General features: G+C 58.4%; 8 protein-coding genes. 6 read left to right on the top strand and 2 right to left on the bottom strand.

Features of this window, described 5'->3' with window-relative positions:
• Positions 1-44 precede the first annotated feature (44 nt).
• Positions 45-4,874, top strand: a complete 4,830-nt coding sequence (locus HU731_RS26175; protein ID WP_186606287.1) for a dermonecrotic toxin domain-containing protein — start codon at positions 45-47, stop codon at positions 4,872-4,874.
• A gap of 174 nt (positions 4,875-5,048) precedes the next feature.
• Positions 5,049-6,758, top strand: a complete 1,710-nt coding sequence (locus HU731_RS26170; protein ID WP_186606288.1) for a polyurethane esterase — start codon at positions 5,049-5,051, stop codon at positions 6,756-6,758.
• 706 nt (positions 6,759-7,464) lie between these two features.
• On the opposite strand, the gene HU731_RS26165 is transcribed toward HU731_RS26170, so the two are convergent.
• Both HU731_RS26165 and HU731_RS26160 read right to left on the bottom strand, forming a co-directional pair.
• Positions 7,465-8,739: a glycoside hydrolase family 68 protein gene (locus tag HU731_RS26165; RefSeq protein WP_186606289.1), complete on the bottom strand. Its 1,275-nt coding sequence runs from the start codon at positions 8,737-8,739 to the stop codon at positions 7,465-7,467.
• Between the two features lie 213 nt (positions 8,740-8,952).
• On the bottom strand, positions 8,953-9,831 hold the full coding sequence (locus HU731_RS26160) for a LysR family transcriptional regulator (RefSeq protein WP_032892377.1): 879 nt from the start codon (positions 9,829-9,831) through the stop codon (positions 8,953-8,955).
• A gap of 155 nt (positions 9,832-9,986) precedes the next feature.
• Here HU731_RS26160 and HU731_RS26155 point away from each other — a divergent pair, with 155 nt between their 5' ends.
• The 4 genes from HU731_RS26155 (at position 9,987) to HU731_RS26140 (ending at position 13,651) form a co-directional block, all read left to right on the top strand.
• Positions 9,987-10,412, top strand: coding sequence for a VOC family protein (locus tag HU731_RS26155; protein ID WP_014718007.1), 426 nt, complete (start codon positions 9,987-9,989; stop codon positions 10,410-10,412).
• Between the two features lie 112 nt (positions 10,413-10,524).
• Positions 10,525-11,781, top strand: coding sequence for a cation:dicarboxylate symporter family transporter (locus HU731_RS26150; protein WP_186606290.1), 1,257 nt, complete (start codon positions 10,525-10,527; stop codon positions 11,779-11,781).
• Between the two features lie 104 nt (positions 11,782-11,885).
• Entirely contained in the window at positions 11,886-12,467 is a 582-nt protein-coding gene (locus HU731_RS26145) for a TetR/AcrR family transcriptional regulator (protein ID WP_186606291.1), read from the top strand.
• 56 nt (positions 12,468-12,523) lie between these two features.
• Positions 12,524-13,651, top strand: coding sequence for an alkene reductase (locus tag HU731_RS26140; protein WP_186606292.1), 1,128 nt, complete (start codon positions 12,524-12,526; stop codon positions 13,649-13,651).
• The last annotated feature ends 24 nt before the right edge of the window (positions 13,652-13,675 follow it).

Raw genomic sequence — 13,675 nt, 5'->3', positions numbered from 1 at the left:
CACCTCGGGTTTTGGAGCCTCAACGGACAAAAAGGACGTTTTCCATGCCTCGCAACCTACCGCTGCCAACCCCCGATACGCTGATCGCCAGAGCCGTCGGCACGCAGTTCATGCATCACCCCACCTTGATCTCTGTTACCGGCCAGTGGTTGGAAAGGGGCATCAAGCAGGCCTATCCCAGCCTGGACTTCAACCTGGTGACCACCAAGTTGGCCACCCCCAACGCATTGGGCGGATGGGACCTGCGGGTTTTGCTCAATGTCGCGCTCGACTACCTGGGGAACAGTACTTCGCTGGACTTCTCAATGCGCTACAACCGGGATCACTTCCTGACCAACCAGGCGCCCACACGGCTGGCCCTGGCGAACGAGGCGGCGCCGGCCGTGGATATGCGCGTGATCGAGCAGGTCATTCGCGAGCTGGCTGACGTGGTCCCGACGGCGTTTCAACAGGCGTTGATTGCCTATTGGGACCAAGGAGGAGGGGATGGGACGAGCCGTTGGCGCGGGCTCAGCGAGCTGCTGCGCAGTAACCTGATCCACACGGCCATCACGGCGGCATTTGCCGAGCCCGCCCGTGCCGTCATTCAGCAGGTCACCGACTACCCGGATCGGCTCGACCGCCTGGCGGCGATGAAAACCAAGGCCGTGCACGTCTATGTCATGGAAACCACGCTGACCCGAGCGGGGGCCTCGTTTACCCTGTTATCGCCAGACCTGCTGGTGGTCAACGCCTCGCTGATCCTGCTGTGCCCGCTTTCGGGGGCGGTTGAGTCATTCACTTCCCATGATGCGTTCGATCAGTATTGGGCGGCGAAGCTCGACGCTGCTTTTGTCGCGGACGCGATCACATGCAAGCGTTTTGAGCCCAACGGCAATGTGTTCCAGGTTCAGGCCGCGGCGGTGCTCAATCAGCAGCTGCAGGACCTGGCGGCCATCCCGTTACCTTCTGGCCGGGGGCTGCATGCGCTGGAGCAGCAGTATGACGCTGTGAGCGATCCAGCCCCCTTGTTTGTGAGCCCGGCACCGCACACGGTGAGGCCGACCGGCCTGATGGAAGATCGCCTGCCCGATTGGCTGAAGGACGCCCCGCCGGCGCAACGCCTGGCTTATCGCACCCATGTGCTGGAACTCGCCAGTGCCAAGGCCCGAGCGGGCGGGCAGTCCTTTCTCGACGGCGTGAGCGACCTGCGCACGTTTGCAGCGAAGGCCCTGCATGCGCAGATGCTGGTCGATCAACCGATTGCCCCCGGCTACAACCCTGACGAGTTGGAGCTGACCTTTGCCGTGGCGGCCGGGTACCCAGGCGGCGCGGGGATTATCCAGCGTCAAACCCTGTCGCTGACCGACCTCGCCCTGTGCAACCTGGTGGGCAAGCCCAAAGGCCCGATGACCATTAGGCACACGGGCGGTCAATTGATCCAGGCCTGGACCACCCCCGATTACCTCAGGGATCTGGTCCAGCGCGTGGACATCGGCAAGGCCTACCCTGACTACCTCAAGCGCCTGCTGCTGGCCGATAGCGACGACACCTTGCAGCGCCAGCGGCTATTTGGCGAGCAGTTGCGGGCGCAGTTACCGTTACAGGCGTTGACGCTGGCGATCCAGGGGCAGCAGGGGTTTACGGTGCTGGGCTATCGCTATGTCGCTGCGCTGATGCAATGCAGCGATGCTGAGCGGGTGGTCGAGGGGCGCAAGGTCGTCATCCGTGCGCTGGCCCTGCTGCGCAAACCGGGGGCCGAGCCGGACAAGGTCGACAACCTGTTTGTGATCCAGGCCCAGGACCTAGAGCCGGGCCCGGTGATTCTTTATCGCCCGCTGTATGCTCAAGCGTTGACGCAGTACGCCAGCCGCGAGGCGTTGCTGGCGGCGATTGCCCAGCCTGGAGCCCTGCAGGATAGCGTGCTGATGTGGCTTGGCGAACCCGCGCGGCCGGTGTATGCCAACGGTGGGTTCACTGAGCCGCATATCCTGCGTTTCGGCCTGGGGGCTGAGTTTGACGGGCTGGAAACGCCCAGCCCCGCGACCTTGGCCGCCGATGAGGGCAGTGAAGAGCTGCTGCAACACCAACGCAATGACCAGTTATTGCCGTACCTGTTTGGCGAGCATGTACGCGCACTGGTGAGCTTGGCGCAGCGCGAGACGGTGTCCAATGCCCAAAGTCGCTGGGCGCTTTTGCTCGAAGGGGGCGGGCTGTTGCTCAACACCTTGCTGTTGCCCTTGTTGCAAGGCTCGACGATGTCGATCGCGTGGTTGCTGCTGCTGACTCAAAGCCTGCATCAGGACATTCCCGCCCTGCAAAGTAGCGATCCGACCACCCGCGAGCTGGCCTGGGTAGACCTGTTGAGCAGCCTCAGTCTGGCGCTGTTGCACGTCTCTCACCGCGCCATCCCCGAACAACCCTTGATCGCCGCAGACCTGAGCAATACAGCCGTGGCGCTGGCGCATTTGCGGCGGCCCATGGGAGCGCCGTCCAGCGCAGCCAAACAGCTGGCCGGCACAGTTATGTTGCCTGACGTGCCGATTGCTGAAGGTCGCACCACCTTTGACTTTTCTTTCTCCAATGCACTGAACGCCCTGAGCACCAGTCAGCGTGCCTATATCCAGGGTTTCAAAGTGCCCCGTCCTGCACGACTGCCGATGCCGGTGATGACCGGGCGTCTCCAAGGCCTTTACCGCCTGGACAACGGGCTGCATGCCTTGATCGGCAATGACGTGTACCGTGTGAGCCGCGAGTCGAATCGCGTATTTATCGTGGATGCGCTCGACACCTCACGCAGCGGCCCGTGGTTGAAAAGCGATGGCAACGGCCGATGGAGCCTGGACCTCGCGCCAAAACTGCGGGCGGGTGCGCCGGGTGACCAGATCAAGGCGCAACAACAGAAAAATCGCGCGGCGAAAAAACACATGAAAGCCGAACAAGCCCGGCTTGATCTGCAAACGGAGCGTGAAGCGGATGTAATGACCACCCGTTTCGAGCGCGTACAAGCGCAGCGGGATAGGTACTTCTCGGCCAGGAACAAGCTCAGGAACTGGTGGGCATTGCTCAATAAAAATACCGATGAGCGAAAAGTCGCCTTCCTGAAAAAACAGCACGAAGACGAACAAGCCAACTGTCAGGCACTGCTGCAATCCTTCAATCACGCCCTGCAAGCGTTCGTCGTGCAGGCAGGCCGTTTGATCGAGGCACGCCGCATGCTGATCAAGGCGATCAAACCCGCAACAGCGGCGTTGGAAACCAGCGACTTCGAGAAGGCTCGTTCCTCTGAGTATGGGGCCATCAGCGCCACGCAATTGCTCATCCATAATTTGCATCTGGCGCTGGCCAGGGACAGCAGTTTTTCACCACAAGGCGAGTCGGTGGGGGAGATCGCCCAGCGTATCGACGTGAATACACCGGCCCGAACACCTGAGGCTTATCAAGACCTCATCGCGCGTATGGTGGCGATGAACGACCACGAGCAGCAATTGCTGGAGGACACCAACGCCCTGGAGGCCACCTTGAATGAGCACGCGCAGGATTCCACCCGAGGGCTGGGTGAGAGTCGGGCGTTCATTCAGTCACTGTCCACCCAGGAGATGGCCGATCCATTCAATGTGACGCTGAACAATCTCAACTTGCTCAGGACCTTGAGCATCGACAATCTCGCGTTGACCGACGCACCGGCGGTCCAGCATTTTTACCAACTGCTTAACGAGCAGGACCTGCGACTGGCGACGTCCTCCCACATTGCACTGAGGACCTATGCACATTTTTCGACCCGCGAGCGCAAGGCGGTGCTGGCGACCTTGATCAACCAGTACGCCCGCCTGGCGAGTGCCTGCGAAGCGCTGCACGAGCTTGACCCGGCATTGAGCCGCCCCCTGTATCAGGCGCGCTTTCTGGAGCGGCTGAACCAGGCGCGCCAGAGCGCCGAGGCCGACCTGGCAGCGTTGGTACGAGAGGAGGAGGGCATCGCTGGGCCAAGCCGCGCACCTTCACTTCGAGCCCCCAGGCGTTCCAGCCATCGAGCCTTTAAAACCCAGCGACGCGGCACGTTGATCGGCGATGTCCGGGCGGCGCAATCGGCCGAGCAGGTGGCGGTCATGGAGATTCGCGACCCGTTCAATCAACAAGCGGTCGCCCGTTTTGTCGAGCATCCCGGCGAAGGGGTGTGGAAGGATCTGGTGATTGCCGGCCCCGAAAAGCCGACGCCTGTACCCCCTCGACGCTCGTTGGCAACGTTGAAACGCGCTGCCGATCAACTCACGGCGCAAAAGCAGGGCATCCGGCGCTCGATCCAGTTCCAGATGAAAAAACTGCAGGACCAGACGCGCCGTGAACAGGTCGACCCAAGGGATTGGGAGGTCATGCTCACGCAACACGCCAATAAACTCAGCGACATCATCCGGGAACTTGCAGCGGCCCATACGGACAAGCCTGGTGTGTCGACGTTGCTCGATCACTACCGGGCCGAGGTTGCCAGCCTGCTCGAAGAGGCGCGCGACTACCGCAGCACCGGCTACAAGGCGCAACGCCCTTCCCAGGAAAACATCGACTACCTGTGGACCCACCGCAAGGTCGATATCAACCTTGTGCATGGGCGCCAACCCACCGCCAGCGGTGACTATGTGGCGGAATTTGCGGTGCGCGAAAAAAACTCGCCTATGGTGCTCTGGTACGCCCACTTTCACTATTCCGACACCGAGGTGGCGGACAGTGCCTACCGCGTTGCCCATCTCAAGTTGGCCCACCAGCGCTTCCTGCGGCAGAAGGACTTGGTGCGAGAGGCCGGCGCCAACGACAGCGCAGTGTTGAAGGTGATCTATGCCGATGTGACCCCGCCATTGGATCAAAAGCTGTTTCTGGGGTTGTTGACGCGCGTGGGGGACTGAGTACCTGGCCGGCTTACTGCACAAACCACGCTCCCTCACGTATGGGAGGTCGATTGGATGAGCATTATTGAATTTCTAGGTAACCCTTGACAGTCCCCCGCGCCGCGCACTCAATCGACCCCGGCTGTGCGAGCTGATGGCCATCTGATAGTCATTTGAAAAGGGGCGAAGGGCATGGGCGTTTTCGATTACAAGAGCAAGCAGGGCGAGCAAGCCAAAGCGCTGCTGGACAACGCCTTGGCTTTATCCGAGTACGCTTATGACTCCACCGGCAAACCCCTGGCCACCGGTGGCTGGGCGCCCATTGGTGCGCAAGCCTTGGGCGTGACGCAGAACGTCGACAAGCAAGGCACCTTTTGGGGCGAGACTGCCTTGGCCCCTTCGGCCAACGTCGAGATTCTCGGGCAGTACGATGGGGGCGGCAGGCTGATTGCCATGGGCATTGCCTTTCGGGGCACGTCCTTTGGCTTGACCTGGGATGGCGCAGGTGACGTGGCCAGCGACCTGGCCGCCGCTGCACTGCCTGGATACGCCGCCAATTATGCCAAGTTCGCCTTCAGCGCCTTGTTCGAGAACGTCGCCCGTTATGCCGCGAGCCAGGGCCTGAGTGGCAAGGATATTCTGGTCACAGGCCATAGCCTCGGCGCACTCGGGGCCAACAGCTTGGCCACCTTGAGCCCCGATCATTGGGGGGGCTTCTACCAGGACGCTAACTACGTGACCTTTGCTTCACCTACCCAGCGTTCGGGTGACACTCAGGTGTTGAATATCGGCTACGAGAACGACCCGGTGTTCAAAGCCATTGATGGAAACGGCATCAATACCTCGGCACTCTTCTGGGGTAACGACAGGGGCTGGGATTCGGCTGCCAACAACCTCGTCAGCTTTACCGATAATTACGCGTCGTTCTCGGCACATCTCCCCAATAGCCTCAATTGGGGCGTCGCCAAGGCGCACTCCCTGGACGGTTACATCCAGGGCCTGGGGCGTATCGCGTTCTCGCAGTTCTATGACTTGACCGACAAGGACTCGACCATCGTGGTTTCCAGCCTCACTGAGGCTGCGCGAGGCACCACATGGGTAGAAGACCTGAACCGCTACGCTGAAAAACACACCGGCAATACCTTTATCCTCGGCACCGAGGGCAACGACCTGCTCAAGGGCGGGGCCGGCAATGACTTCCTGGAAGGCGGGGCCGGTAATGACCGTTTTCGCGATGACGGCGGCTACAACATCCTGCTGGGCGGGCAAGGCGATAACGTCTTCGAACTACAAAAACCACTGGCCGGCTTGCGCTTTGCCAATGATGGCGATGGCACGCTGTACGTCAACGACGCCTACGGTGGCATCAGTATGACTCGGGATATCGGCGCACTGGTGAGTAAGGAGACGTCCTACATCCTGTGGAATTCACTTCCCTGGGGTTCACACGACATCACCTATACCGTAACCGGCCAGGGCCTGCTGGCCGGAACAGCCTTGACGCACTACGTGCCTTCGGCCAACGGTGATGCACAGGATAACGTCCTCACCGCTCATGCAGCGGGGGAGTGGTTATTCGGTTTGGACGGTGATGATCATTTGATCGGTGGGCAGGGCAACAACGTGTTTGTTGGCGGGGCGGGCAATGACCTGATGGTGTCTGGCGGTGGCAGCAATACTTTCCTGTTCAATGGCCTCTTTGGCAATGACCGGATCGAGGGGTACCAGGCCAGCGATAAACTGGTGTTCATGGGTATTCCGGACTTGGGGCAGCAATACGATTATCGCTCCCATGTCTCGATGTTCGAGGACAATGCGCTGCTGTCGTTTGGGGATAATTCTGTGACGTTGGTTGGCGTGAATATGACTCAGTTGAATGGGCCAGGGATTTATATTTCCTGAATCTCCAAGCAACGGTGATGTGACGCTGAACCTGTGGCGAGGGAGCTTGCTCCCGTGACGGCCCGTCAGCTGCCTCATATCTACCTGACACCCCGCGATCCATCTGTGGGAGCTGGCTTGTCGGGTCGCCGCATCGCTGCGAAGGCGGCCTGCCAGTCGACGCCTATCTATCTGACACCCCGCGATCCTACTGTGCGGGCTTGCTCGCGAAGGTGGCCTGACAGGCGACACAGTTGGATTGTGTACATATCCATTCCTGCGGTAACGGCCACTTAGGGTTCCGCCCTGACGGCGGGTCACTTTGGAAAAGAGCCCCAAAGTAACCAAAGGGCTCTGGCCCCACCACTCGGCACCTCGCTTGGGCTCGGTGTGCCCGAACGCAGGCTTGAATCCGTGGGCCTCCGCCACGCGCCATCCATGGCGCGGGGCGGCTAACCCGGCGTCCTGCCGGGTTACCCACGAATTCAAGCCTGCGTTCGGCCAGCGTGGTTTAACGGGGCGCTTGAGATCAAGATCAAGAGCAAATCAAGAGCAGATCAAGAGCGGCTCGCTTCGCATCGTGGTTACCGGGGGTTGTGGCGAACTGCGCAGTTGGGTGAATGCCTATGTGCATTCGCTCGCCTGTCAGGCCGCCACGGGATCAAGCTCCCTCGCCACCGGTGCGGGTTTGCCATGGTATTCAAACCCGCTGCCTCATAGCCTCCGGTTACTTGAGCGTAACGTCGAGCATCGGCGGGATGTAGCCGTAGTCATACTCGGCGACCACGAACGTTTGCTGCCCTTTGATCTTGATGCCCACCGTCGGTGCTTCGGTGCCGCCGATGCGGATCTGCGTGCCGGTGTTGTCGGTCGGTACGCTGTCGATGAAGGAGGTCACCAGGCCGTTGGGCATGACGCAGTGCGAGTAGGTCTGGAACGGTTGGGAGGACGGGTTGCCCAGTACCAGGCCGGAGCCGTTCAAGGGTACATACGGGCCGAACAGCGAGTCGGCGACGAAGCCGTACACGCCGTCCGGGCCGGTCACGCCGTCGGCGTAGGTAAAGGTGTGGCTGATGGTGAACAGGTAGTACTTGCCGTCCTGGAACACGAAGTGCGGGCGTTCGGTCTGGTCGTTGACGCCGACTGCGGTCAGCAGCGGCGGCAGCATTTCCCAGTCGTCGCCGTCTTCGTCACGGGCCACGGCGATGCCGACGCAGGCGGTCTGGAAGCGTGAGTTGCCGACGTCTTCATAGCCTGGCGGCACGTCGCCGATTTCGGCTTTACCGACCTTGTGCGAGCCGCGCTCGCCGGCCACGTTGCCTTCGAACAGCATGTACAGCTTGCCGTCTTTCGGGTCGCGGAACGGCCATGGATCGCGAAAGCCCCAGAAGGCGTTTTGCGCTTCGGTCTGGTACATCTTGCCGTCAGCCTCGAACAGCGGCTTGACCTTCTCGAAGCCCACCAGGCTGACGCCGTGCTCGGTGGTCACCACGCGGCCACGCACCTTGACGATGGTCGCGCCGGGCGTGACGGCGGTGTAGTACAGGTCTACTTCGCCTTGCTCGTTCAACAGGATCGGCGTGCCGGCCCATTCGCGCACGGTGGGCGAAACCCCTTCAGCCATCACTCGGCCGCCGAGCTTCCAGTCTTTGCCGGTGCGGGAGAACCAGTAGTACATCTTTGCCCGGCCATGGCGATCGTTCCAGTCGCGGATGACGTCGTAGTTACCATTCTGATCGAGGTATTGCGGGTCGTTCGGATGGCGATCCGCAGTGAGGGTGAAGATCACCGACCAGCCGTCAACGGAGGTGATGTTGCCGTCGATATCACGCAGCGGCATGGTGTCCCAGATAAAAACCTCGTCACTCAATACCGGGAAGTTCGCACTGACCAGCGGCTGGGTGGTGGTGGGGTCGTCCGCATGGACTTTGAGCGCATCGGCGCGGGTCCACAGGCTGGGTTGATGGGGTGTTTTGCCAAATTTCGAAGGGGTGCTTTTCATAGTAAGCCTCGTCCATGAAGGGATTCAAAATACTGTATTTATATACAGTTATTTGAATTTAAAAGACTCGGCTCTCTCGGTCAAGAATAAAAATGCATTTATGCATAAAATGTGATTTTTGTGATGCTGATACGTTTCATCTCGTCTCATTTCTAGACGTTCTGTCCTCGAGCTATCGGCGTGGTCGGGTGGCGACCACTGGCGAGCGCTTGGTTAGATCAGGCCTCGCTTGAACTGGTCAGAGATCAAGTCAGCCAGTATCCGCACCGGTTCGGTGAGGCTTTGGCGAGAACGGTGTATGAGCCCGATATCACGATGAAAGGTGTGTATGCCCAGATCGAGTGCTCGAACACCCATAGGCCACTCCGGATCTCTGCACGTTTGCGGCACCAATGCGACGCCTACGCCCTTTTTAACCAACTGGAGGATGGCTTCCAGCTCATCCAGTTCGCACACCTCATGCAGCGCGAAATGCATTTGCCGCACAAATCGATCAACCTGCCGGCCGCCGAACGATGAGCGGTCATAGCGAATGAAAGGATGGCTGGACAGGAGCGCCGACCAGTCTTCACCCGGCACTTCGCTCGGTACTATCAGCCGGTAGGGCTCCCGCGCCAGCGTCGTCCAGTGCAGGTCACTCTGAAGCGAGAAGGGTGGGCGAATGATGGTGGCCATGTCGATCTCGCCAGCGTCGACGAGGTTGACCAATTCCATCGACAGCCCTGGAATGATTCGCGTGCGACATTGCGGGCATTGCTGGTGAAACCTAGCCAGCGATTCGGGCAAATATGAGCGCTGCACCGACGCGATTGCGCCGATAGTCACCCGCTCGTTGGTGGGTTGTCCCATCGTCGAGGAACCCAGGTTGTCGTAAAGATTGAGCAGCTCCTGAGCTTGCAAGAGTACCTGGTGGCCCATTCTATTGAGATGCGCAGAGCGTCCTTTTCTGTCGAAAATTTCGACGCCCAGTTCAGCTTCGAGGCGCTGGATTTGCGCGCTCACAGCGGCCTGGGTCAGGCCGATTCTGTTGCCGGCAGCGGCAAAAGTGCCTTCCCGCGCAACAGCGATGAGTGTCTTGAGTTCTTTGATCATTCATAAATATTAATTGTGTTTCTAAGAAATATATATTGATTTTTATGTTGGGTTTTCCGTCCTACGATGTTTTCCATCCCCGGCAACGGCTGAGCCAAGCGAGGCAATGACGGGGGAATGTTCGCCAAGCCCACAAAAAAAGCACTGGAGATCTGATGAGCCTCTCGCCATTCCACCTCGCAATACCTGTTTACGACCTGGCTTCAACACGGACCTTCTACGGTGAGGTTTTTGGTTTAGAAGAAGGGCGGTCCAGCACTCAATGGGTCGATTTCAATTTCTATGGTCATCAACTGGTGATTCACGAGCATCCCAAAACCGCCTCTCAAGAAAGTGTTCATAGCAATCCGGTCGATGGTCATGATGTTCCTGTTCCGCACTTCGGCATCATTCTGGGTTGGGAGCAATGGGAAGCGCTGGCCGAGCGACTGAAGTCGTTTGGTACCGAATTTGTGATCGAACCGTACATTCGTTTCAAAGGTCAGGTTGGCGAGCAAGCCACCATGTTCCTGTTTGATCCTTGCGGCAATGCCCTTGAATTCAAGGCGTTCAAGGATATGGGCCAGCTCTTCGCGAAATAAGAACACCCATGGCACAGCTGAGCTGTGCCATGGGGGCTCACGTGAGCTGCAAGCTCATGACTCTAGCAACTGCTGATAACGCAGACCTTTCATACCAACAAGAAGGCTAGACATGAAACGTATTCCCTTGGTGTGGCAAATCGTTGCCGGGCTGTTGCTTGGCGTGCTTGTCGGTTGGTACTTCAATACCCATCCGCACTATCAGGCATGGGTCAGCGTGCAGGTTCTGAAACCGCTTGGTGACATCTTTATCAAGATGATGAAGATGGTCGTTGTGCCAATCGTGTTCTGCTGCATGATTCTGGGCATTGCCGGTGGCCCAGACAGCAAGTCATTTGGCCGCATGGGTGTGCGCTCGCTCGGTTATTTCTTTGCGATTACCGCGCTGGCCGTCGTCATAGGCTTGTGTTTCGCAAATCTCTTCGAACCGGGAACAGGTACCGATATTTCCGGTGTTTCGCACGGTGCCGCATCCATCACGCTGGAGCCGCCCAAAGGAGCGCTGGTAATATTGCAGAACATCGTGCCCGATAACGTATTGGCTGCGATGTCCGAGGGGAAATTGCTGTCGGTGTTGTTTTTTGCCGTGCTGTTCGGCTTGGCATTGAACGCCTTACCGAAAGAGAAAAACGCACCGGTCATCGTACTGCTTCAAAGTGTTTGCGATGCGATGTTCAAGGTTGTCTCCATGGTTATGGCTTATGCGCCTGTGGGTGTGTTCGGCATGATCGGCGCGACCGTGGCGACGTTTGGTTTCGCTTCTTTGTTGCCATTGCTCAAGTTGATTGGTGTTGTGTACCTGGCGCTGATTGTTTTCGCGTTGGTGGTACTTGGCGGTATCTGTTACTTGATAGGCGAAAACATTTTCAAGTTGATCGGGTACTTGCGCGATGAGTTGATGCTCGCGTTCTCAAGTGCCGCCTCAGCCGCAGTGATGCCGCAGTTGATGACAAAGATGGAAAGTTACGGCGTGCCGCGTCGGATCGTCAGCTTCGTGGTGCCGGTGGGGTATGCGTTCAACCTCGATGGTGCGTCGATTTTTCTTGGGGTGGCGACGATCTTTGTCGCGCAACTCCATGGCATCGACCTGTCGTTATCCCAGCAGATCCTGTTGGTGGTGACCATGGTGCTGACTTCCAAGGGCGCAGCAGGGGTGCCAGGTTTCGCCATCATCATCTTGTCAGCGACATTGGCCTCAGCAGGTCTTCCACTGGAAGGCGTCGCGTTGATCGCTGGCATTTTCAGGATCATCGACAGTGGTACCACTACGTTGAACGTGTTGGGCAATGCCATTGCGCCGTTAGTCATCGCCAAGTGGGAAAAGGTCGAGCTCAGACCTTCAACGGATTATCCAGCCGCACGGGCCTAGTCGTTTGCAGGAGCAACGATAGGCGAGAACGCAGGAGGTCATTCGTCAGGTATTGCTAATGTTTTGTAGACGACCGGTCTAGTTTTGGATAGGCTCTCGTCATTATGAAAAAATCTAATCTGGACATGCGACAGCACATCATCGATGTAGCGAAGACACTGATGACCCACAAGGGCTATACCGCCGTCGGTCTTATGGAAGTATTGACGACGGCGGGCGTGCCCAAGGGCTCGTTTTATCACTACTTCCGCTCCAAGGAGGAGTTCGGCCAGGCACTACTGGAAGAATATTTCCAAGAGTATATCGGTCGGGTAGACATCGTCATGGCAGCGCAAGGGACTGGCGCCGAGCGGCTGATTGGCTACCTGGGTTATTGGGCGAAGACACAGGCGTTCGATCATCCCGAGGAGAAATGCCTGGTGGTGAAACTCGGCGCAGAAGTGTGCGACCTTTCGGATGACATGCGCAGCGTACTTGAAGAGGGCACCGCACTGATTATCCAGAGGATCACCCGGTGTGTTGAACAGGGGATGGCTGATGGGTCCATCACATCGACCCAGAATGCCGAAACATTGGCTGAATCGTTGTATCAACTGTGGCTTGGGGCTTCACTGTTAGTGAAGGTGCGAAACACAACGGCTGCTTTCGAAACAGCGCTGAACACGAGTAAGCGCCTGCTGGCATAGAGGCGTTTTTTTTTACCACTTTACTAGACGACCGGTCTAATTCATCAAGAGGCTTTATGACCGATATCACCACGGATACCGACCTTTTTTCTCCCATGCATCTGGGGGCGCTGCAATTGGCTAACCGGATAGTCATGGCGCCCGTCACACGTAGCCGGATGGCCGACGACGGTGTGCCAAATGAAATGCACGCCACTTACTACGCTCAACGTGCCAGCGCCGGCTTGATCATTGCCGAAGCGACGAACATTTCTGCCCAAGGACGTGGCTATGCCATGACTCCGGGAATCTGGTCGCAAGAGCAGGTGGACGGCTGGAAAAAGGTCACCGATGCAGTGCACGCGGCGGGCGGCAAAATTGTCAGTCAGTTGTGGCACGTGGGACGTTTTTCCAGTGTCGAGTTGCAACCCAACGGCGATGCCCCCGTAGCGCCTTCGGCGATCAAGGCTGAAGGTAGCACCTACACCGAAAATGGCTTTGTCGAGGTGTCGACGCCTCGTGCGCTGCAAACCTCGGAGATCCCAGGGATCATCGAGCAATACAAGCGGGCCGCCGAGAACGCCAAGCGAGCCGGTTTTGATGGCGTAGAAGTGCATTCGGCCAACAGCTATCTGCTCGATCAATTCCTGCGTGATTCCACTAACAAACGCACCGATCAATACGGTGGCTCCATTGAGAACCGGGTGCGACTGACCTTGGAAGTCACCGAAGCCGTGGTTTCGATATGGGGTAACGACCGTGTCGGTATTCGCCTTTCACCGGTGACCCCTGATGCCGGTAATACGCCTCCTGACAGCAATGTCATGGCGACTTATGGCTACCTGATCCAGCAGCTCAATCAATTGAACCTGGCGTACCTGCATTTTGTTGAAGGCGCCACGGCGACCTCCCGCACAGTGCCCGAAGGTGTGGACCTGGATGCATTGAGTGCCCAGTTTGAAGGGCCATTCATAGGCAATAACAACTATGACCTGGCGATGGCAATCGAACGCCGGGCGCAGGGCCGGATCGATGCGGTTGCATTTGGTCGCTTGTTCATTTCCAACCCCGACCTCGTGGAGCGTCTGCGCCGCGGTATCGAGCTGACCATCGCGCCACGCGAGAGTTACTACGGTGGGGGCGCAAAGGGTTACACCGATTGGCCAACCGCGGACGCCTCAATAGCAAGCTCTAGCGCCAAGTAAGGCACAGGCGTCGCAATAGTATTC

Source organism: Pseudomonas salmasensis, from assembly GCF_014268375.2.
Taxonomy (GTDB): Bacteria; Pseudomonadota; Gammaproteobacteria; order Pseudomonadales; family Pseudomonadaceae; genus Aquipseudomonas; species Aquipseudomonas salmasensis.
This window is presented reverse-complemented; position numbering and strand designations above follow the sequence as displayed.